Source organism: Mesotoga sp. UBA5557 (assembly GCF_002425715.1).
Lineage (GTDB): Bacteria > Thermotogota > Thermotogae > Petrotogales > Kosmotogaceae > Mesotoga.
The window spans coordinates 1-21919 of the sequence record NZ_DIMV01000039.1 but is presented as its reverse complement, the minus strand read 5'-3'; the positions used below and the strand labels follow the sequence as shown (position 1 = coordinate 21919).

The following is a 21919-nucleotide window of genomic DNA, read 5'->3' as shown; positions in this document are numbered from 1 at the left end:
CTGCCGAAGGCAGCCTTGCGTCATCTCCACAAGAATCTTTACATTCCCTTCTCTGCCACAATATTGACTCATCTACGGATAGATTCTATAATTGATTGTCAAGGATAATAAATGAACCTAATCAGCGATAAACGGATTTCGAATTACTTGCGAATAAGATTGTGAAATGTTAACATACGTAAGGCAAATCGAATAGCTTACAAACCGAGTATTAACAACACGTAAGGCGAACAATGAGAAATCCTCGTTCTTCTTGTTTACCGTATTTAATCACTAGATTAAATAAAATCAGGAGGGGGTACTTGTGTCAAGAAGAATAGCAAGACTGAAGTACCTTGTCGCTTCTTTTCTGTTCGCTGCCCTTTTCTTCATCCAGTCACTTACACTCACATGGACTCCCAGATTTGCCTTTCAAGCTCTTATACTCAATGTAGCTATCATGCTCGGCATATACGCCTTCAGAGGCTTCGATAACTCAACAACATACTCTCTAAACTCATGCATCGTCTCATATATTTCAGGAACGATCCTCGGCATTCTCTTTGCCCTCATCCCGATCATCCTTTTCACTCCCAGGCTCCCGAGGCTGACATTCGGCGTAACGGCTCTCGTTGCAGCCTTAGTCTTCCCGCTTCTCTCATGCATGATGATGAGACATTCGATTAAGCATCTTCCCCCGAGGAGATATCTCGTAATCGGTAGAGAAGAGGACCTAGGCCCAATACTCGAAGAAGTGGAGAAGGCCTCGATGGGCAAGTTCGAAATCTACAGCTATATGAACCCGACAGCCGCTTCCCTCACAGAGGCTATAACATTTGAAGAGACAAAGCCTTTCGATGCGATATTGATTGGAGATCCAAAGCTTGCGAGAGATGTTGATGAAATAATTGAAAGAGCAAGAATCAACGATGTTCGAGTCGAATACTTGCCCTCCATCGTTGAGCAAACCCTTTTCAGGGTTCCCCTTCCTGTTCTTGATATCTTCAGGGAGTACTATGAAGTGCTGTTTTCGGAAGCAAGATACTCAAGAAGAATAAGAGTTGCTGATCTGGTTATTTCTACGATTTTGTTAATTCTGTCAATTCCGTTCAGCCTTTTTGCCGTAATACTGATTCTCTCCGTCAATGGAAAACCCATTTTGTATAAGCAACGGAGAATCGGTATGGGTGGCAAAAGGTTCGATGTCTACAAGTTCAGAACAATGACCGAGCACAAAGATCAGGATGGGGCTCTTCTAGATGCCAATATTACGAAGAGCGGTCATATCCTAAGAAAGACACGTCTTAACGAGGTGCCTCAGCTAATCAACGTTCTGAGAGGAGACATTAGTCTTGTAGGACCAAGGCCCGACTTACCAGTATTCTATGATCAATGGAGTAAAGAAATCAAGTTCTATAGAAGTCGTTTCCTGGTTCCTTCAGGGGTTACAGGTCATGCTCAAGTTCTATACAAATACGCCGACACTAAAGAAGAATACGAGAAGAGACTGGAGTATGATCTTTATTATGTCAAGAATTATGACTTCAGGCTGTATCTAGCTACGCTGCTTCGTACAGCAGAAGTAATGATCTTTCGAAGGGGTGCTAAATAGTGTCGAAAGTCCTGGTATCGAACGTGGAGAAATGGCTAACGCCTCATCTGGAAAGAGCCTTCCAGATAGACTATACAGAACAGCTAAAACACTCGAATTACAGCAGTTTCGATCCGGATATTCCTTACATAATCGGTTTCGAATACATAGGAGAATTTACCGATATCGGTTCTCTTGGCGATGTGCTCACACTTGCAGCTCAGACGAATAAGCTCAAGACGATCGTCTATCTCTCTTCCTATGGAGTGTATGCTCCCAAAAAAGGCCAGTTCAAAGAGTCGGATGTAGTCTACCCGAAGAACTTCGTAGGAACAAGAGCCGCAATCCTTGAAGATATACTCGTCTATCTAGCAAATAGATATTCTCTCGATCTTACGATCTTGAGACTATTCAACCCTTACGGCCCGTATCAGCTGTCTCCTTATGTTGTTCCGACCGTTTTAGAGAGAATCGCCTCCTCCGGAACAGTAAACATAGGAGATTCAGAGAAAGTCCGCGACTTTTTCTACATCTCCGATCTCATAGATTTGATTACTCTCATCCTGGAGAAAGATCCCAAAGGAATCGACATCTTCAATGTTGGCTCTGGCAATCCAATATCTATCAGCACGCTTATTACAAGAGCACAGGAAATAACCGGCGGCGAATGCGACGTCCTCTTCGACGCCACAAAGCTCCGCGAAGAATACGACTACGATTACGCAGTTGCAGATATTAACAAGATAAAGAAAGAGCTCGGCTGGGAACCGAAGGTAAGCCTCGAAGAAGGCCTTGCATTGACTTATCAGTGGATACTGGGCAGGAGTGGTAAGTAGTGTTCAAATACGGATTCATTATGGCCGGAGGACAGGGCAAGAGACTAAGGCCCTTAACCTCCGCTATCCCCAAGCCCCTGTTGCCTGTTGGTGACAAGCCGATAATCCAACTGATAATCGAACACATGAAAGAATTCGGAATAGTAGATATCTTCGTATCTGTCAACTACAAGAAAGAGATAGTAAAGAGCTTCCTTCGCGATGGCTCGAGATACGGAGTAAACATAACCTATATCGAAGAGATCGAGCGCACGGGAACGGCAGGCTCTCTCTCTCTTCTTCCGGATGACTTCGATGACAAAATAATCGTCTCCAATGGCGATCTCATATGCGATGTCGATTATGGAGTCATAAACGATCTGCTTAGAGAATACGATCTAGTACTTACAGGAATAGAAAGAAAGATACCTGTCGATTTCGGCGTTCTAAAGACAAACGGCACACCAGAGCTAATAGACTGGGAAGAAAAGCCGAATCTCCAGTACATAATAAACGGTGGAATCTACGGCATCTCTAAAAAAGTGATAACCTATATAAAGAACAACATACCCAAGCACCAGTACATAGACATGCCGACCCTCTGGGGAATGATGAAAGATAATGGAATGAAACTTGCAGTTCATGTTCACAATGGCAGTTGGCACGATGTCGGAAGAATGGAAGACTATATGGCTTTGACGAGTAACGGGGAGGAAGGCAATTGAAAGTACTCGTGACCGGAGCCGGAGGTTTCATAGGCTCGCATCTAGCAGAATATCTCGTTCAAAAAGGCTTCGATGTCAAAGCCTTCGTCCGTTACAACTCGAAAAATAACTGGGGATGGCTAGAAGAATCGCCTCTGAAAGACAAAATAGAAGTCTATACAGGAGATATAAGGGACTTCGATTCGGTGAACGACTCAATGAAGAGTATCGACGTCGTCTTTCACCTGGCCGCCCTTATAGGCATCCCATACTCTTATATCTCTCCTCTTGCATATATAAAGACAAATATAGAGGGAACTTACAACGTACTCCAGGCCGCAAGAGAGCTAAAAACACAGAAAGTGATTCAGACATCAACGAGCGAAATATACGGCACGGCGCAATACGTCCCGATAGACGAGAAACACCCGGTCAACCCGCAGTCTCCTTACGCCGCGACCAAATCTGGAGCAGATCAGCTTGCGCTAACCTTTCACCGCTCCTTCGGCCTGCCCGTCTCCGTCATCCGGCCCTTCAACACATTCGGCCCGAGACAGTCGGCCAGAGCCGTGATCCCAACGATCATCTCACAGCTTCTGGCCGGACAAAAGAGCATAAAGCTCGGCAATCTGGAGGCGACAAGAGACATGAACTACGTGCTGAATACCTGCGAGGGCTTCTGCCACGTGGGTCTTCACGAGAGAAGCACAGGAGAAGTGATAAACCTAGGCTCGAACAGAGAGATAACTATAAAAGACCTCGCGCAACTCATCGCGAGCCTTATGAACAAAGAGCTCACAATAGAGATAGACGACGGGAGAATAAGACCGGACAAGAGCGAAGTCGAAAGGCTCCTCTGCGACAGCTCCAAAGCAAAAGAACTCACAGGCTGGGAGCCAAGACACACCCTAGAAGAAGGCCTCAAAGAAACGATCAAATGGCTTGAGAATAATATGGAGTACTATAAACCCGACATATATAACGTGTAGAGGATGTTTTCAATGAATATAGTTATAACCGGTTCTGAGGGAATGGTTGGAGGCAGATTGCAGAAAGCGCTAGAAGCCAGAGGCTTCGAACTCGTCTGCACCGACTTCGACCTCGCAGAACCGGAGTATCCAGATCTGAAACTGGATAAAGAATACATCGTAATACACGTAGCAGGTGAAAAGAGCAACAACCCGGCTGCATTGTCCAGAAACAACGTGCTTGCAACGAATTGTGTTATAGACAATCTCTGCAGACAGGAGCTATGCAAAGGACTGATATACTTTTCCAGCATCGCGGTCTTTGGCATTCAAGACGAAGTAATAACAGAAGATAGCGAAAAGAAGCCGGACAACTTCTACGGCTTCTCGAAGCTGATCTGTGAAAACCTGATTCAGGCCAAATTGCCAGGCAAGACAACAGTGATAATAAGACCAACGAACATCATAGCTCCAAACACCAGTACACTCGTAGGTCAGATTGTTTATTCGATACTGAAGGGAGAAACCTTTGAAGCCTGGGAGTCGAGCCTGATAACAAAACGTGACTATATCTGGATAGATGATGTCGTGGATGGAGTCGTCAAGCTCACCGAGATGATAGATTCGAATGACTTGAGAGGCAATACTGAGATCAACTTCTGCATGGACAAGTCATTCAGCTTGAAAGAAATCATAGACGAGGCAGAGAAGCTAACAGGAAAAAAACTCAAGCTAATAATAACAGACTCCAAGGCTTTCAGGGGAAGGGATTTGAATGTTGAATCGACTACAATAGAAAGAATAATTAGAAGAAAGCCTAAGACTCTTGAACAATCTGTAGGAATAATCGTAAGAGGTTCTCAATTCGAATAAAAGAGAGGAAGATATGATAGGAATCATCGGCGGTTCTGGCTTTATCGGCACAAGACTTGTAGATAGAATGCTGAAGGCCGGAGAAAAAGTGAGAATAATCGACAAGAACAAGAGCGAAAAGCATCCTCAATTATGGACCTTCGGAGATGTAAGAGACGTTGACTCTCTTACTAAAGCTCTTGGAGGTGTTGATTCTATAATAAACCTGGCCGCAGAACACAAAGACAACGTAAGGCCTTTAAAACTTTATTATGATACCAATGTTCAGGGAGCAATCAATATATGCGAAGTTGCAGACAAATTCGGAATAAAAAAACTAGTGTTCACAAGTTCAGTCGCAGTCTATGGGTTCACAACAAAAGAAACAGACGAGACCGGAAAGCTTGAACCCTTCAATGAATATGGCCGAACGAAGATGCTCGCAGAAGCCGAATACAAGAAATGGTACGAAGCAGATCCAGAATCAAAAACGCTTGTGTTCATAAGACCGACAGTAGTCTTCGGGGAAGGAAACAGACAGGGAAATGTATATACCCTTATGAAGCAAACAAGGAAGAACAGCTTCATAATAGGCAATGGCAAGAACATTAAGTCAATGGCATATGTTGAAAACGTGGCCGCATTTATAGAGTATTGCACTAAGGAATTCACATTAGGGTTTCATCTTTTCAACTACATTGATAAACCTGACTACAATATGATCGACCTGATGAAGTTACTGAAGAGATTGCAGAACAACAACACGAAGCTCATCAAAGTGCCTTATTTTATAGGATATGCAGCCGGAGGAATCTTTGATCTACTTAGTAAAATAACGAAGAGAGAGTATGAAATAAGCAGAATTCGTATCAAGAAATTTTGCTCAAGCAGTCATTTCACTTCTTCCAACATGAAGCAAACAGAGTTTGAAGCACCTGTAAGTATTGAAGAAGGATTGCAGAACACAATTGAGGATGAATTTGACCCTGAATAGGGAATCCGATTAGAATAGGAAAGAGCTGGTTCGATGTGAACAAACATATACTAGTAGTTGCGCAGTATTTCTATCCCGAGCAGTTCAGAATAAACGATATTTGTGAGGAATGGGTGAAAAGAGGTTACAAAGTGACCGTCTTGACTGGAATCCCTAACTACCCACAGGGGAAGTATTATAAGGGATACGGGCTTTTTCGTAAGCGAAGAGAGAACCATAAGGGAATAGATATTAGAAGAATTCCTCTAGTACCAAGAGGCAAGAGTTCTTTTATGCTAATACTAAACTATCTTTCTTTCGTCATATCTGGTTTCTTCTTTTCAAAGCTTACAAGACTGCACGCCGACCATGTATTCATATATGAGGTCTCACCAATGACTCAAGCACTACCTGGGATCTGGTTTGCAAGAAGAAGAAACATTCCTTGTACATTATATGTAACTGATTTGTGGCCAGAAAATGTTGAGATCGCTGGAGGCATTAGAAACAACTACGTGCTGCATTTGATTGGAAAGATGGTGGACTATATCTATCGAAACTGTGATTTGATACTGACTTCTTCCAGAAGCTTTGTTGAGAAAATTGCGGAACGCAGTGTTTGTAAGCAAAAGTTGGAATACTGGCCTCATTATGCAGAAGACTTCTATAAACAAATGCCAAAAGCAAGCGCAAAGGATAATTTGATCCCACAAGATGGAAGATTTAATATACTTTTCGCAGGCAATATTGGATTTGCTCAAGGGCTTGAGATACTTCCTGAGACAGCCCAGATTCTGAAACAAAGAAGATGTAACTCAGTTCGATTCAATTTGGTTGGAGATGGTAGAGCCAAGGCAAACCTAATAGAGCAAGTGAAAAGGAATGATGTTGAAGAGTTCTTTAATTTTGTTGAAAAACAACCTGCAACAAGAATACCTTTTCTAATGTCAGCGTGTGATACTGCACTCATCTGCTTGACGAGAAGCACTGTATTTGAGTTGACTCTGCCTTCCAAAACTCAATCATGTTTGGCATGTGGAACACCGATAATTGTATCGGCCGATGGAGAGATTTGTAGTGTGATCAAGGAGGCCGGTGCAGGTCTTTGTAGTCCTGCGGGAGATCCCGAAGAACTTGCTTCAATAATACTTGAAATGAGCAACTTGCCAAAAGAAAAATTACACGAGATGGGTAGAAGAGCTCTGGATTATTATGAGAAGAACTTCGACAAGAACAGACTTCTAGATAGAATGGATGATCTACTCAGACAGCAAAAAGGAGATTTCACCCATGTTTAAGAGCAAAACCCTTTTAGTCACCGGTGGTACCGGTTCTTTCGGGAACGCAGTCGTTAAGCGTTTCCTTCAGACAGAAATAAGTGAGATTCGCATATTCAGTCGTGACGAAAAGAAACAGGACGATATGCGAAAGCTCTACAACAACGACAAGCTCAAATTCTATATAGGAGATGTACGTGATTTTAACAGCATCGAATCTGCTCTCAGAGGAGTAGATTTTGTTTTCAGCGCCGCGGCGCTGAAACAGGTCCCCTCCTGTGAGTTCTTTCCGCTCGAGGCTGTCAAAACAAATATACTGGGAACTGAGAACACACTCAACGCCGCGATAGCCAATGGTGTGAAGAAAATCATCGTTCTCAGCACCGACAAGGCCGTCTATCCAATAAACGCCATGGGAATGACAAAGGCACTCATGGAAAAAGTCATGGTAGCCAAATCCAGAACGATCTCAGAGAACAAGACAGTTCTCTGCGGCACGAGATACGGAAACGTAATGGCCTCCAGGGGCTCTGTTATTCCTCTATTTATCGAACAGATCAAAGCGGGAAAGCCCCTTACAATTACCAACCCGAATATGACTAGATTCATGATGAGTCTGGACGATGCCGTAGATCTGGTCCTCTATGCTTTCAAGAATGGCAATCAGGGAGATATCTTCGTGCAGAAAGCCCCGGCGGCAACTATAAAGACTCTCGCCGAAGCCTTAGTAGATATCTTTGAGGCAGACAACAAGATCCAGATAATCGGTACACGCCACGGGGAAAAAATATACGAAAGCCTCCTGACTTCTGAAGAGCGAATCGTGGCAGAAGACCTCGGAGGCTATTACAGAGTCCCGGCAGACACGAGAGATCTAAACTACTCCAAGTACTTCGATAAAGGGCAACTTATGATTGATAATATTGAACCTTACACATCTCATAACACAGAACGACTAAACCTAGAAGAACTGAAGAAACTTCTGCTAACATTGGAAGAGATCCAGATTGAGCTAGATAATTGGCGCACTATCAGAGATAAGACAGGCAAGGTGATACAATGAGATTTCTTGTTCTTGGAGCAGCCGGAATGGCAGGGAATACGATATCGACCTATCTATCTGAAAAGGGACACGATGTCATTGGATTCGATCGTGTGAAGGGTCAGCATTGCGAATTTGTCGTTGGAGATGCGAGAAACCTTGAATTCATTCATGGCATAATAGCTCAAGGTCGATTCGATTCTGTCATTAATTGCATTGGCATTTTGAATCAATTTGCGGATCAGAATAAAGAGCTTGCGGTGTTTCTGAACTCTTATTTTCCTCACTTCCTTGCTGAAGCAACTAAGAACATGAATACACAGATTATACACATGAGTACAGACTGTGTCTTCTCTGGAAAGAAAGGTAGCTATACAGAATCGGATTTGAGGGACGGAGAGACTTTCTACGATCGAACCAAAGCTTTAGGTGAGCTCGAAGACGAGAAGAACATCACACTCAGAAACTCGATTGTCGGACCAGATATGAACGAGAACGGAATAGGCCTTTTCAACTGGTTCATGAAGCAGAAGGGTACTATAAAAGGCTATACTAAAGCAATGTGGACAGGACTCACAACCCTTGAGCTTGCCAAAGCTATGGAACAGGCAGCCAAGAAAAGAGCGAGCGGTTTGTACAATATGGTTTACAGCGAGCCTATAAGTAAATATGATCTGCTTAAGTTGTTCAACAAATACATGAGAAATAACGAACTAAATATCGAGCCTTTCGATGGATTCGTTGTAGATAAATCACTAAAGAGAACGAGATTTGAGTTTGATTATACTATTCCCGACTATGAGACAATGGTATATGAGATGGCAGAATGGATAAGAAATCACAAAGAGTATTATCCTCACTATAATCTATAGAACTGGAGAATGAAATGACCAAAACTAAAGTGATGACAATAGTTGGAACCAGGCCTGAGATTATAAGGTTGGCCGAGATAATAAAAAAGTTCGACAAATACTTCGATCACATACTCGTCCACACAGGCCAGAACTGGGATTATACATTGAATGAGATCTTTTTCCAGGAACTCGAGATAAGAAAACCGGATTACTTTCTAAACGTTCCGGGAAAGCATCTTGGCGAGACGATGGGAAACATAATCAGCGCTGCCTATGAAGTTCTCCTGAAAGAGAAGCCGGAAGCATTACTGATACTTGGCGATACAAACAGTGCTCTGAGCGCTATTCCGGCTAAGAGACTGAAGATCCCCATATTTCATATGGAAGCGGGAAACAGATGCTTCGATCAAAATGTACCGGAAGAGATAAACAGGAAGATAGTCGATCATATAAGCGATATAAACCTTCCATACACAGAGCACAGCAGAAGATATCTCCTTTCTGAAGGCTTCAGAAAGGAGCATATCTTTGTCACCGGCTCTCCAATGCCTGAAGTCTTGTATCACTACATGGATAAAATAGATAACAGCAATGCTCTTAAGAGACTTAGCCTTGAAGAGGGAAAGTATATCCTCGTCAGTGCCCACAGAGAAGAGAATCTGGATATAGAGAAGAACTTCAACGAAGTAGTGAACACACTCAACACAGTAGCCGAAGAGTTCAAACTACCTGTGATCTATTCTACCCATCCCAGAAGCTGGAAGAAGATAGAAGAGAAGGGGGTAAAATTCAATCCATTAATAACCAACCTCAAGCCCTTCGGCTTCTTCGACTACAACAAGCTCCAGAAGAAAGCTTATTGCGTTTTATCTGACAGCGGTACACTTAGCGAAGAATCATCTATTCTCGGTTTCCCCGCAGTTCTCTTCAGAACGAGCACCGAGAGACCTGAAGTGCTCGATAAAGGCTCGATAGTTATCGGCGGAATTAAAGCTAGAGGAGTAGTCAACGCAATAAGGATCGCAAGAGAGAGCTTCGTTAATGAAGAAAGAGCTCCTTTGTCACCGGATTATCTGGATAGGAATGTTTCAGAGAAAGTGCTAAGAATTGTGCAAAGTCTTTTCGAAATTGTTCTTAGAGTCACTTGGTCTAAGTTTGATTAAGAGACTTGTGAACCTATTAATTAGGGTTCTGTTCAAGCCGGAAACATTCATTATTATGATTTGTATTCTTAGGGTGTCTCGAAAAGAAGGGCCTCCAAAGGATTCAATGGTGGTACCATTGAATTGACTAAGAACCATAAAGGAGGCCCGAATAGATGTTATCACAAGGGATGGAGAAAAAGGAAATCATTAAGGTACTGGATAACTTGGACAAATTCATAGTAAAGGGAACTGTAAAGAAAGGGAGAGGAAGGAACAAAGAGTACGACGAGATAGCGATATTGAAGTTGCTGGTTTTGCTGACACTTGCAAAGATATCGTATCGAGGAGCGAAGGGGTTTCTTGAAGGGAATGGTGAGTATATCGAGTATCTTGGGTTGAAGACGATACCATCATTCCAGACCTTGTCTCGAAGAGCCAGACAGCTACCTTTTCATGAAATAGTCCAGAAGGCAACTACACTCTTCACAGATGCGGAAGGGCTCGAAAGGAAAGAAGTTGCGGTAGATTCGTTTCGTGAGCAAGTCATGTAAAGGTTCTACGGCGCAGAGAAGGAGGAAGAGAGGGAAGTATAAAGACCAGGGAGCCAGCTGGACGAAGACGAACAAAGGCTGGCAGTATGGAAGAAAGGTGCACATATCTCTTGATCTGGTCAACAAGCTAATAATCGACTGGATCATTACCGGAGGATCGACACACGATTCGAAGGTAGCACCGAAGATGGCAGACACCTGTAAAGGATTCAAGTACATTCTTGCAGACAGTGCATATGATTCCAACCAGTACTACGGCTACATATTCGAGAAGACCGGTTTGATACCGGTCATTGACACAAACAGAAGGAGAGGTCTGGATACAGAAAAGCAGAAACAATTCCGTTGGCTGGCGATTGGACTGAAAAAGCTTCACTCATTGAGGTACCAGCTAAGGGAAGAGATAGAGAGAACCAATTCAATACTTGAAGGTATCCTTGATTCGGAATTCATATGGTACACAAGCAATAGAGACTTTGACACAGCTATCGGCCTTAAGATTTTCACTTACAATCTCGTGGTCATTTACAATCATCTACACCATCGTTCTTTGAAAAAGATTATGGATATCATTCATGCTGTTTGATTTGTGAGACACCCAATAGTATTCTAGAAAATAGTAGTTCATTAAGAGCAAGCGGTCGTACTGGTCAGAGTTCATAATGGTATGCTTTGCTTCATTGAGCACCAGGTGTCAGTAAACTATAGAACGGTAATGAAATCGAGTCTATCAAATCTGCATCCTAGATTGTTCAAAAAGGAATTGAGAATGATGATTGATATTGTCTACTTATATTCAACTTTAAGGCGGACGGGACCAACAAGTCAGCTGTATTATCTTCTAAGACATCTTGATAGGTCTAGATTCAATCCACGAATTCTTACTATTTCACCGGAACCGGAGAATTCTGATTTTTCCAGATTCAAAGAGCTGGACATTATAATAGAGTGTTTGGGTCTCAAACGCAAGTCGATTTTTTATAGCTTGACTAAAAGGAAAAACAGGTTGTTGGAAAACTCTTTTCATATTGTTCAGAGTTACGGTTTAAGAGCAGATATGTTTTCCGTTAATTATTTTGCTAAAGAGAACAGCGTAAACATTACTACAGTAAGGAATGACATTCACTATGACTCTATCAATAATAATCATGGCTTGATAAATAAGCTAATTACTAGAATATATATGAATAATGTCAAGAGGATGGATTATATTGTAGCTTGTTCAAGAACCATTTCAAGAGTTCTTAGAGGGTATGGTGTTTCCTCACTGACTATTAATAATGGGGTTGATGTAGAATCTTTTCTGCCACTGTCTAGAGAAGAAAAATCAAAGATGCGACGAAAATTGGATATACCAAATGATAAACTGGTCATGATATTCACTGGTCGTGTCATTAGATCTAAAGATATTCACACATTGATTAGAGGATTCAAGCGCAGCAGAATTAGTAATAGAAGCATTTTGCTAATATTGGGAGACGGAGATGATCTTGGTAGGTGCATTCTTGAAGCAAATAATGATGACAGCATAAGGTTCTTGAGATTCCGCAAAAATGTCAAAGAATATCTTCAAGTCAGTGACTTATATGTGTCAGCCTCAAAAACTGAAGGCATGCCAAACTCAGTTTTAGAAGCTCTTTCATGCGGACTTCCCGTATGTTTGTCAGAGATTGATCAACATAAGGAAGTCATAGAACTGGATAGGAAAGCAGGATTTCTGTTCACAAGAGGCTCAACGGAATCTTTCGCAGAAGAGTTGGATAGAGTCGGAAATCAAGACTTGGAAGTGATGTCTCGGCATGCCCGAAGTTTGGCAGAGAAAGAATTCAGTGCTAAAGAAATGTCTTTAAGATATCAGAGAACTTATGAAAAGCTTTTGGAGAAGTTTCCGCGATGATTGGCATTAGATTACCAAAAGTAGTTTTCAGTATTGAAGGATTTTCCGTCTTCTTACTGACGCTCACGGTATTTGTGACAGCAGGTACCCCTGGATTCAATGCTTTCTATTTTTCGCTCGGATTCGTTATTTTGCTAGGTGTTATTTCTTTTGTTTTCCATCGTAAGGCTTTCGTTAAGAACAAGATGGTTCCTGTATATCTGGTGATTTCGCTTTTTGTCGCTTTTTCGTTTTTGTCTCTTTTGTGGTCACCAAATACAGGTAAAGCGATGGCTAGATTTGGACATATATTTGTTTCGTCGTTATTTGGAATAGTTATGATGAATCTGCTAAATCAGCATCATTTTGTTGAATCGCTGAGATTAGGTCTAATTCTTGGAATAGGTTATGTATTAGTGATGAGCGTTGCCGAGCTGATTACAAACCCATATGTTTATAGAGTTACTGGCTCGGCAGAAAATTCAAATCTACTGGGTCTTCTAATCATTTCAGGATTTCTAATACTCATCAATCCGTTAATGAAACCTGGAGTAGTTACTTGGATTTGTGGACTTTCAGCATTACTGTTTGCAACTATTTTTACTGGAAGCAGGAAAACATTGCTGATTTGGCCTGCCATTTTGCTATATTTATACATCGTTTCACAGAAAAAAAGAAGAAGTATTGCTTCAAAGATTGTAGTTTTAATTGCGTTCGCTCTTGTATTTACTGTGATTCTTCTGTATGGTGAATTGATAGTTGACTCAATAATCAATATTACATCTGTGAACCGCCTTGTTGCAGCTCTGCGGGGTGAAGAAGCTAGTGTCAGAATAAGATCCATGCTTATTGTAGAAGGGATAGAATTGTGGAAAGAGCATCCGATTTTAGGAGCTGGTCCAGATCAATTTATGTTCCTAAGTTCCTTTCAGCTTTATTCGCACAACAACTATATAGAGCTTCTTTCAACAGCAGGTATTCTGGGATTTATGATTTACTTTTCCGTGATTCTGCTAATCTTGAGGAGGGCGGCTTTAGGTTCTTCAAAGGCAATCCGTAATTATGTATTTCTTTGTGTTGCGCTTATTCTGATTTTCGATTTTTTCGTAGTTACTTATTATTCGAAATATCATTGGCTTCTGCTCTCTGTACTAGCCTATTCTGCATACAGCTCTAGTGAAGGGAGTTCAAAGGGGGGTGAGTATCATGAGACGACCATATCGAGCGTTGATGAAGTTGATTAAAAACCCTACATTTGAGATACTAGATAATATGAACGCTAGTAGAGCAAAATGGCATACAATAGTGAACGAGAAACTTAACAAACTCCTGAAGTGGAGCCTGAGTAATGTTCCCTTCTATAGTAATCTCTCTTTTGAAGAGGGAAATGCAATCGAAGATCTTCAGAGATTTCCCATTGTTGGAAAGCGCGAGCTATCAAGAGAAAGAAGCGCTTTTGTCAGCAGAATCAGACTTGAAGGTGAATATGAGAACTCAACCGGAGGCTCAACTGGTGTACCTTTGCAGGTGTTGCAGAACAAGGAATTCAGAGACTATCAGAGAGCAGGTGCATATTTATTCTATACTTGGGCAGGCTGGAAACCGGGAGATCGTATTCTAAAGATCTGGGGATCTCCTAGAGATGTTCTTCACCAGACTAAGAACTTCAGAGGAAGGCTCATTTCATTCATTAGGAATGAACAAATAGTTGATGCATTTAGAATCTCTGCTGAATCAGCTATTAAGTACGTAGATTGTATCAACGAGTTTAGACCGCAGATACTAGAGTGTTATGTAGACGCTGCGTATATTGTTGCTTCTGAAATACTTAGGAAGGGTTTGAAACTCAAACACAGACCCCTTGGAATCATTGTCTCCGCAGGGACATTGTTTCCCAGCATGGAGAGTGTGATAGAAGAAGCCTTTCAGGCACCCGTTTTTAACAGATACGGAAGCAGAGAAGCCGGAGGCATAGCATGCACATGCCCCAGTGGAAGAATTCATGTGAACCCATTCACTCACTTTCTTGAGGTTGTTAATGACAAGGGCGAGAGGATTAGAGAGGGTACAGGGAAAGTTGTCTTGACTCTTTTATCGAATCTTTCTATGCCCCTTATCAGGTATTCTATCGGTGATGTTGCAACAGTTACTGAACAAGAAACACTCTGCGGATGTGGAAGGGAATGGCAAACACTGGAGAGAATTGATGGAAGGACAGGTGATTTAATCAGAAAGCGTGATGGCACTACGATCAGCCCGTTTTTCTTCATTCATTTCTTAGGAGTTGTACATAACAAGGGATTTATTGACAAATACCAAGTTGTTCAAGAAGATTACGATAGAATTGTCGTGAGAGTCGTACTGAGAGACTCCTTTAAGCCGGACAACCAAGTTGTACAACAAAGCTTGGGCAACTTGATTAGTGATATAAAAGCTGTACTAGGTAACGAAATGGAAGTGAGAATCGATTTCTGTAATCATATCGATCCCGCGGCATCAGGAAAGTATTCCTTTGTGGTTTCAAAAATCTCTCACGAAGCGCTAGGAAAATAGTACTTAAGAGGAGTTGAATTAAGATTGGAGACAAGCAATGCAGCAAAGAATACTGGATATACAAACACTTATCTAGTGACCGGAGCGGCCGGTTTCATAGGCTCGCACCTCGTTGAAAGGCTGCTGAATGATGGAGAGAAAGTCAGAGCCTTAGATAATCTATCAACTGGGAGATTCGAGAATATAGAACCCTTCATAGAAAGGATAGAGTTCATCCTGGGTGATCTCTCCGATTACAGAATTGCAGAGCAAGCGGTCGATGGTGTTGACTATGTTCTCCACCAGGCGGCTGTGCCTTCAGTTCCGAGATCTGTGAAAGACCCGATAAGAACGAACAACAGCATAGTAACCGCTACTCTCAATCTCTTTGAAGCCGCCAGAAAAGCCGGAGTAAAACGAATAGTCCAGGCCTCTTCCTCTTCTGTTTATGGCGACTCTCCGACTCTGCCAAAAGTGGAGACGATGCCTGCCAATCCAAAATCCCCTTACGCAGTTGCAAAGTACGCACAGGAGACTTACGGAAGAGTCTTCTCTCAGCTTTATGGGATGAGCATAGTCTCTCTCAGATACTTCAACGTGTTCGGACCGAGACAGGATCCTTACTCGGAATACTCCGCCGTTATACCCAAGTTCATCACAGTAATGCTTCAGGGAAAAAGCCCTACGATATACGGAGACGGTGAAACAACCAGAGACTTCACGTATATTGACAACGTAGTGAACGCAAATCTTCTCGCCTGCAAGTCAACTAAAGCCGTGGATGGAGAACATATGAACATAGCTTGTGGCAGCAGAATAAGCCTTAAAGAGCTTGTTGATATAATAGGCAATATAGTGGGAAAGAAAATAGAACCGAAGTTTGCCCCAGAAAGACCAGGAGATGTTAAGCATTCACTAGCCGATATTGAAAAAGCGAACCGTTTAATTGGGTTCGAGATAGACGTGTCTGTTACTGAAGGAGTAAGAAAAACAGTAGAATCAATATCAAATTGAAGACAGCTAGTATGCAGTTCCCAATAATGAGTTTGGCCGTCCTTTAGTTGGCAGATTTCTGCTGGAAGAAAGGGATCATTACAATGTAGGAGAGAATATGACACTAATTATTGCGGGGGATCTTGTTCCTACGCATCCGAATTTCTCATATTTTGAGTCAGGTAATCTTGAAAGCATAATGGGTAAAGAACTGCTCTCTGTTTGGAGAGAGTCTGATATTAGAATTTTCAATCTTGAAGTTCCTCTAACGGATGAGAAGGAACCCATCAAAAAAACCGGTCCGAACTTGGCTGCGCCTACAAAGACCGCAAAAGGGATAAAAGCACTTAACCCCTCTTTAGTCTCGCTTGCAAACAACCACATACTCGATCAGGGAGCAAAAGGACTATTATCAACCTGCGAAACCCTATCGAAACTTGGCATACCTTTTGTTGGAGCCGGAGAAAACCTGCTTCGTGCAGCGAAACCATATGTCATTGACAGGGATGGAAAGAGAGTAGGCGTTTACTCGTGTGCAGAACATGAATTCTCTATTGCCACAGAAGATCGACCCGGAGCCAATCCTTTTGACCCTCTTGAAAGTCTCGATCATATTTCCGGTCTGAAGAATCGGTGTGATTATGTAGTAATACTTTATCATGGAGGGAAAGAACACTATCGCTATCCTTCTCCTCATCTTCAAAAGGTTTGCAGAAGAATGGTCGACAAGGGTGCAGATCTTGTCATAACCCAGCACAGTCATTGTGTTGGATGCTATGAACAATACAGCGGATCAACAATAGTCTACGGACAAGGCAACTTCATATTTGATTACTCAGAAAGTGATTACTGGAAAACAAGTCTTTTTGTGCGGGTCCGCTTTTGTGACCAAATTGAAGTCCAGTACATTCCTTTCTTCAAAAGCAGTAGAAACGTCCAGTTAGCTAATGGAGACATCATGCAAGAAATATTGACGGGCTTTGACAGGCGTTCAAAAGAGATTGTTACACCTGGGTTCATTGAGCAAGAATACCGCAGGCTTGCTGAGAGGGTTTGTCCAGAATACATTAATACATTTCTGTGTAGAGGAAGGTTCCTGTCCGCACTTGACAGGAAGATTTTCCGAGGCTTCATATCTAAAAGAAATGTTAGACGTAAGAGGCTTCTCATGGCAAAAAACATCATAAACTGTGAAACCCATAGAGAGTTGCTTTTAAAGGGACTTGATTTAATTGAGAAACATGAATGATATTCTGAGCATGTCGATCCGACAAAAAACACTGAATGAGTTAGCACAACCTTGTACTTCTAGGGTGACTTATCTGATACTGAATTGAATTTGCCAGGTTGGAAACGTTTATGATTTGATCAATATGATCTGAGGGAGAACCGCCGAAATGTATAGGTGTTTCACCTTAATCTGTTACGATCCATTTCTGGACTCTTCGTTCACTGTCGAATATGGTAGATCCTTTTGTATCCGAGATTAGAAATTTCCGAAACTGGAAAAGGAGCGCTTGATGAGAGGAAAATTGCTCTTCATTGTAACGGCGTTTGCGCCTGAAAATGCTATTGGTTGTGTCAGGACGACTAAATTGGTGAAGTACTTAGTTCGAGGAGGGTGGGATCTTACTGTGGTCTCTCCTAAGTTATCAGAAGACATTGCGTGGGACCATTCTTTAGTATGTAATGAGCTCAGTTACATCGAAAAAATTGATATTCCCTATGGGGAATTCTTTAGAAGGTTTCTCTACAGAAAGAGAAGCGGATCTACTGCAAACAAGCCGCCTAGCAATAACGAAAAACCGCCAGTCAAGTCTCTAGGTCAAGCGATAAGAACATTCTCTAGAAAGAGAATCAAATTCATATATAACCTCACAAGGAATTTCAGCTGGAAAAGACAGGTAAAAAAATACATAGACGAAAATTTCAAAGAGAACGAATTTGATTACATATTCTCTAGTTATCCAAGTGCATCCTCTCATCTTGCTGCAAAATATGCTCTAAAGAAAAAGATAGCGAAAAAATGGATTGCCGATTTTCGTGACCCCATGGCTTATGAGAGCATTCACTCACGATTTGAGTATTTCATCTATAACAAAATACAAAAGAATATTTGTAGGAATGCCAGCGCAATTACAGTTGTTTCTAAGGATCTTGCAAGAAAGCTTTCTCAACAATATGGGATAGAGAAGAAAACCAATTATCTTCCGAATGGGTATGATGAAGACGATCTGGAACTCATTGAAGAAAAAGGGGAAACAGAAAATGGTTTTCTAAGACTCGTTTATGCGGGAAGTATGTATGGTGGTCAAAGAGATTTGAGCCCAGTGTTCTTTGGACTCAAAGAACTTCATAATAAAGGTCTAATTAATATTGAAAAAATTCGCTTCACTTATGCAGGCAAAGACTTTCAAATAGTGAAAGATCAGGCAGGAAAATATGAACTTGATGGAATACTTGAAAATCTAGGTTTTATTTCAAGAATTGATTCACTGAATCTGCAGAATACCGCAGATGTAATTCTGGTAAGCACATGGAACTCTGAAAACGAACAAGGAATAGTTACTGGCAAAGTATTTGAGTGTTTTTTATTGAAGAAACCTGTTCTGGTCATAGTAAACGGTACGAAACCTGGTGGCGAGCTTAGTGAGATGATTGATTCTTCTGGATTAGGTATTTCATTTAATTCAATGATAGCCGATCCATCTCAAGATGAAAGACTTCAGAACTTTCTTCTCAATGCTTACAAACAGGCTATTGACGGTAAGGTTGTTCCGACAAATGCTAATCATAAGTATCTACAATCATTTAGTTATAGGGTTCTTGCTAAGAAACTTGAAGATATACTTCTGTCGAATGGATTAAAAGAAAATCAGTTAGACTAATGCGAATTCTTATTTGCACTTCAAAGAACAAGACTGTTTTGAGGAGGAATACTAATAGATGAGAATTACTTCTTTAATCGGTGCACGACCGCAATTCATAAAGGAAGCAATCGTAGGGGCAGAACTGAGAAAAGCAGGTATAGATGAAATGCTTGTCAATACTGGACAGCATTACGACGCTAATATGTCAGACGTTTTTATACATGGTTTGAACATCAAGACTCCAGATTACAACTTGGGTGTCGGTTCTGGATCTCATGCCTATCAGACGGCTACAACTATGATCAGGCTCGAAGAAGTGGTTCTGAAAGAAAAGCCGGATATGCTAATGGTCTATGGAGATACAAACGCGACCGTTGCAGGAGCGCTTGTCGGTTCCAAACTGAAGATTCCAATAGCCCATGTCGAGGCTGGACTAAGGCAACACCCTAAAGATATGCCCGAAGAGATAAACAGGGTCGTTACGGACCATATCTCTTCGCTTCTATTCTGTCCGACCGAGAAAGCCGTCGATAACCTGGAGAAAGAAGGAATAATCAGAGGCGTACACTTCGTCGGTGATGTTATGTATGATCTCTTCGTGAAGATGAGGGAGTGCCTAGATATCAGTACAACTCTGGCCGATTACTCATTGGTCAGGGGAAGATATATCCTAGCTACACTTCACCGTGATTTCAACACAGATGATAGAAAGAGACTCAAGAATATTCTTGAAGCCATGAATGAAGTGAGCAAAAAGCTCAAAGTAGTCTTGCCACTTCACCCAAGAACAAGAAAGGCAATCTCTGTGAATGGTTATGAAGATCTGATAAGAGACATCTTGATCCTTGATCCACTTCCATATAGCGATATGATGTCATTGCTCATCGGTTCTAAGAAAGCAATCACTGACAGCGGTGGCCTCCAGAAAGAAGCTTACTTTGCCGGGGTTCCGGCCTTAGTGATGATGCCCGATACCGGATGGATAGAACTCGTCGAAGCTGGCTGGAATCTTCTTGTTGATGCTAATAAAGAACTGATCATTGATAAAGCTTTCAGTCACGAACCTCGGGTCAACGCTCCGGAGAATCTTTATGGAGATGGAAGAGCTGGAGAAAAGATGGCGAAAATTGTTGCAGGTTTTTCGAGAAGCGAGAGATAGGAGCTGGGGTCTTGGGTTTGTGATATGGAACGAAGATAAAAACAAACAAGTAAGGAAAGGTCAGAAGCAATATCTGACTGTGCTTAGTTCATTAGTTCCCTGAGCACTGATGTTCTCCCGTGGAAGCCAGATGAAGAAAGTATTATTTGTTCTGGCATCTATCGAAAATTCGTAAATCAGATGTTAGAGTTGGTAAGCCCATTACTACATTGTTTATTGTCGTCTGCCATTTTTCTTATTGAAGGAGCTCTAACTATGGCTAAGAAGATTTGCATCAGGTACAAAGACTTTGATCTTCTGAGAATTATCCCATTTCCGGCCGGGAGAGAACTGACTTCATCAGTTTCTGCCGAGAGTGAGTCTTTATAGTCGGAGATTAAGATTGGGCGTTGGAGAGGGCGAGACTCTGTTTTGGCCATTCTGGGTCCTGTTTTTCTCCTATTCTCTCTTTCTCTCCACGCGCAGGTCGATTTCTCGTCTCTTCAGGTATTGTGCGCTTTTTTGAGATCGGAGTCTCGAAAGACAGCTCCCAACTGCGGCGGTTCAAAGAAAAGAAAGATCACATTGTTATTGACATTAGATCAGCGAACGTTGTTGAATTATTCATTGTCGGTGCTAGTTTTGATCCTGAGAAGTTTATGAGAAAGTGGGAGATGTTTGACCTACTCTATACTGTTGTTCCAATAGAGTATTTTGTGAATGGGAAGTTGAGCGGATGGTTTCTCGGCCCAAAATATCGGGCGATCTATTCCGGGAAAGAGAGCCTTTTCAGGTTCAAGACTAGAATGAATGACCAGGTTGGAATAATGGCTGCTTGGTATCCGGATGACAATATTAATGGTACAAAGCTAGGTTCTTTCATCTCGTTCCATGCAAATCAAGACTATATGAGATTCATGGCTTGCGCGCCGGTTGAGTATTATCGTCGTAACGGGGCCAAATCAGAAAGAAAACCAGCTTATAAATGGCAGCTCGAGAGATCGCGGCAGAGAATGGACCCTCCAGAGTATGATCACTGGAAATGCTATTTTGAAAGCCTTGAGAGTGAGAACAAGAACAGTGGTATTCTTCCAGATGGTTTCTCTCTTGAAGCAGTAACCCATAGAAATACATACTGGGATAAGGTTTGGTTCGGTAGCTCTTACTGATCTGGTTTTGGTTGTTGAGTTTTTCAAAGGATCTATTTTTCACTTCTACAGCTGAAAGGCTAGCAAAGTCCATTGTTGCTTTTCCCTTCAGAAAGCAGCGCGTATTCGAAAGCGATGCTCCAGTTTTCTTATTGTCAAAGTTTTCAGAGTCCTGTCTCGAATAAGAAGCAGGAAGGGTGCTTGTTCCTTCCTGCAGTTAGGGTGTGTGTGTAGTACAGTTCCAAGTTTCATAAAACCAAGTTAACCGTTAACGGTTCACCGTTCTCCGAAAGAGCCGCTATCCGCTTAAAAGCGATGAACCCGCTGATCGCTGGAAAGACCACTGTACTCTTAGAACCCCCCGACCGATAAAGGACCGGCTACCTGGGTAATGATTCCTTCTCTTCTTCTTTCATCAGCGATGCCCTTTCCCAGTCGAAGTGAAGGAATGTCTCGCGGTTCACTGCCTCTCCCCTGTCTCTGGAAACAATGACCCGTAGCTCTTCTTTCGGAGCATTGTCGTCGTAGAAACGATCGTGATGAAGCATGATTATCGAATCCGCGCAAGCGTTTATCTCTTCAGCGTCATGAAAGTCCTTCTGTTGAGGTAC

At 42.0% G+C, this 21919-nt stretch carries 21 protein-coding genes; 20 read left to right on the top strand and 1 reads right to left on the bottom strand.

Annotated elements, in window-relative coordinates; genetic code table 11:
* Positions 1-304: 304 nt before the first annotated feature.
* The 20 genes from B3157_RS04560 (at position 305) to B3157_RS04465 (ending at position 21329) form a co-directional block, all read left to right on the top strand.
* Positions 305-1591 (top strand): sugar transferase, encoded by a 1287-nt coding sequence (locus B3157_RS04560; RefSeq protein ID WP_292589177.1) that lies wholly within the window; start codon positions 305-307, stop codon positions 1589-1591.
* The gene (locus B3157_RS04555; protein WP_292589175.1) at positions 1591-2406 is read left to right on the top strand and encodes an NAD-dependent epimerase/dehydratase family protein; all 816 of its coding nucleotides are present in this window, start codon (positions 1591-1593) and stop codon (positions 2404-2406) included. Before B3157_RS04560 ends, B3157_RS04555 begins: the two co-directional genes overlap by 1 nt.
* Positions 2406-3110 (top strand): sugar phosphate nucleotidyltransferase, encoded by a 705-nt coding sequence (locus B3157_RS04550; RefSeq protein WP_292589173.1) that lies wholly within the window; start codon positions 2406-2408, stop codon positions 3108-3110. Before B3157_RS04555 ends, B3157_RS04550 begins: the two co-directional genes overlap by 1 nt.
* Positions 3107-4078, top strand: coding sequence for an NAD-dependent 4,6-dehydratase LegB (locus tag B3157_RS04545; protein ID WP_292589171.1), 972 nt, complete (start codon positions 3107-3109; stop codon positions 4076-4078). Before B3157_RS04550 ends, B3157_RS04545 begins: the two co-directional genes overlap by 4 nt.
* A 12-nt stretch (positions 4079-4090) precedes the next feature.
* Positions 4091-4930: an NAD-dependent epimerase/dehydratase family protein gene (locus tag B3157_RS04540; RefSeq protein WP_292589169.1), complete on the top strand. Its 840-nt coding sequence runs from the start codon at positions 4091-4093 to the stop codon at positions 4928-4930.
* A gap of 13 nt (positions 4931-4943) precedes the next feature.
* A complete protein-coding gene (locus B3157_RS04535; RefSeq protein WP_292589167.1) occupies positions 4944-5903 on the top strand; it encodes an NAD-dependent epimerase/dehydratase family protein in 960 nt (319 codons plus the stop codon).
* A gap of 35 nt (positions 5904-5938) precedes the next feature.
* A complete protein-coding gene (locus B3157_RS04530; protein ID WP_292589165.1) occupies positions 5939-7180 on the top strand; it encodes a glycosyltransferase family 4 protein in 1242 nt (413 codons plus the stop codon).
* Positions 7173-8222: a polysaccharide biosynthesis protein gene (locus tag B3157_RS04525; protein ID WP_292589163.1), complete on the top strand. Its 1050-nt coding sequence runs from the start codon at positions 7173-7175 to the stop codon at positions 8220-8222. The genes B3157_RS04530 and B3157_RS04525 overlap by 8 nt, the downstream gene beginning before the upstream one ends.
* Complete coding sequence (locus B3157_RS04520) at positions 8219-9073, top strand: SDR family oxidoreductase (RefSeq protein ID WP_292589161.1); 855 nt, start codon at positions 8219-8221, stop codon at positions 9071-9073. Before B3157_RS04525 ends, B3157_RS04520 begins: the two co-directional genes overlap by 4 nt.
* 14 nt (positions 9074-9087) lie before the next feature.
* Positions 9088-10218 carry a non-hydrolyzing UDP-N-acetylglucosamine 2-epimerase gene (wecB, locus tag B3157_RS04515; RefSeq protein WP_292589159.1) on the top strand — a complete coding sequence of 377 codons (1131 nt, stop codon included), beginning with the start codon at positions 9088-9090 and terminating at the stop codon, positions 10216-10218.
* 155 nt (positions 10219-10373) lie between these two features.
* Positions 10374-10751: a transposase gene (locus B3157_RS04510; RefSeq protein WP_292589157.1), complete on the top strand. Its 378-nt coding sequence runs from the start codon at positions 10374-10376 to the stop codon at positions 10749-10751.
* Positions 10735-11337, top strand: a complete 603-nt coding sequence (locus tag B3157_RS04505) for a transposase (protein WP_292589155.1) — start codon at positions 10735-10737, stop codon at positions 11335-11337. The genes B3157_RS04510 and B3157_RS04505 overlap by 17 nt, the downstream gene beginning before the upstream one ends.
* Positions 11338-11418: 81 nt before the next feature.
* The gene (locus B3157_RS04500) at positions 11419-12648 is read left to right on the top strand and encodes a glycosyltransferase family 4 protein (RefSeq protein WP_349680363.1); all 1230 of its coding nucleotides are present in this window, start codon (positions 11419-11421) and stop codon (positions 12646-12648) included.
* The gene (locus B3157_RS04495; RefSeq protein ID WP_292589153.1) at positions 12645-13871 is read left to right on the top strand and encodes an O-antigen ligase family protein; all 1227 of its coding nucleotides are present in this window, start codon (positions 12645-12647) and stop codon (positions 13869-13871) included. The genes B3157_RS04500 and B3157_RS04495 overlap by 4 nt, the downstream gene beginning before the upstream one ends.
* On the top strand, positions 13834-15180 hold the full coding sequence (locus B3157_RS04490; protein ID WP_292589151.1) for a phenylacetate--CoA ligase family protein: 1347 nt from the start codon (positions 13834-13836) through the stop codon (positions 15178-15180). The genes B3157_RS04495 and B3157_RS04490 overlap by 38 nt, the downstream gene beginning before the upstream one ends.
* A 24-nt stretch (positions 15181-15204) precedes the next feature.
* The gene (locus B3157_RS04485; RefSeq protein WP_292589149.1) at positions 15205-16173 is read left to right on the top strand and encodes an SDR family oxidoreductase; all 969 of its coding nucleotides are present in this window, start codon (positions 15205-15207) and stop codon (positions 16171-16173) included.
* A gap of 97 nt (positions 16174-16270) precedes the next feature.
* Complete coding sequence (locus tag B3157_RS04480; protein ID WP_292589147.1) at positions 16271-17401, top strand: CapA family protein; 1131 nt, start codon at positions 16271-16273, stop codon at positions 17399-17401.
* Positions 17402-17672: 271 nt separating this feature from the next.
* The gene (locus B3157_RS04475) at positions 17673-19040 is read left to right on the top strand and encodes a glycosyltransferase (RefSeq protein ID WP_292589145.1); all 1368 of its coding nucleotides are present in this window, start codon (positions 17673-17675) and stop codon (positions 19038-19040) included.
* A 58-nt stretch (positions 19041-19098) separates the two neighbouring features.
* A complete protein-coding gene (gene wecB / locus B3157_RS04470; RefSeq protein WP_292589143.1) occupies positions 19099-20181 on the top strand; it encodes a non-hydrolyzing UDP-N-acetylglucosamine 2-epimerase in 1083 nt (360 codons plus the stop codon).
* Between the two features lie 491 nt (positions 20182-20672).
* Positions 20673-21329, top strand: coding sequence for a hypothetical protein (locus B3157_RS04465; RefSeq protein WP_292589141.1), 657 nt, complete (start codon positions 20673-20675; stop codon positions 21327-21329).
* Positions 21330-21688: 359 nt separating this feature from the next.
* On the opposite strand, the gene B3157_RS04460 is transcribed toward B3157_RS04465, so the two are convergent.
* The coding region (locus B3157_RS04460; protein ID WP_292589139.1) for a hypothetical protein at positions 21689-21919 on the bottom strand (231 nt) is incomplete at its 5' end.

Excerpts from the sequence above, each read along its gene's own strand:
- B3157_RS04540 (WP_292589169.1), top strand. The coding sequence starts at position 4,091 with ATGAATATAGTTATAACCGGTTCTGAGGGAATGGTTGGAGGCAGATTG.
- B3157_RS04535 (WP_292589167.1), top strand. The coding sequence starts at position 4,944 with ATGATAGGAATCATCGGCGGTTCTGGCTTTATCGGCACAAGACTTGTA.
- B3157_RS04525 (WP_292589163.1), top strand. The coding sequence starts at position 7,173 with ATGTTTAAGAGCAAAACCCTTTTAGTCACCGGTGGTACCGGTTCTTTC.
- B3157_RS04520 (WP_292589161.1), top strand. The coding sequence starts at position 8,219 with ATGAGATTTCTTGTTCTTGGAGCAGCCGGAATGGCAGGGAATACGATA.
- wecB (WP_292589159.1), top strand. The coding sequence starts at position 9,088 with ATGACCAAAACTAAAGTGATGACAATAGTTGGAACCAGGCCTGAGATT.
- B3157_RS04510 (WP_292589157.1), top strand. The coding sequence starts at position 10,374 with ATGTTATCACAAGGGATGGAGAAAAAGGAAATCATTAAGGTACTGGAT.
- B3157_RS04500 (WP_349680363.1), top strand. The coding sequence starts at position 11,419 with ATGCTTTGCTTCATTGAGCACCAGGTGTCAGTAAACTATAGAACGGTA.
- B3157_RS04495 (WP_292589153.1), top strand. The coding sequence starts at position 12,645 with ATGATTGGCATTAGATTACCAAAAGTAGTTTTCAGTATTGAAGGATTT.
- B3157_RS04490 (WP_292589151.1), top strand. The coding sequence starts at position 13,834 with ATGAGACGACCATATCGAGCGTTGATGAAGTTGATTAAAAACCCTACA.
- B3157_RS04480 (WP_292589147.1), top strand. The coding sequence starts at position 16,271 with ATGACACTAATTATTGCGGGGGATCTTGTTCCTACGCATCCGAATTTC.
- B3157_RS04475 (WP_292589145.1), top strand. The coding sequence starts at position 17,673 with ATGAGAGGAAAATTGCTCTTCATTGTAACGGCGTTTGCGCCTGAAAAT.
- wecB (WP_292589143.1), top strand. The coding sequence starts at position 19,099 with ATGAGAATTACTTCTTTAATCGGTGCACGACCGCAATTCATAAAGGAA.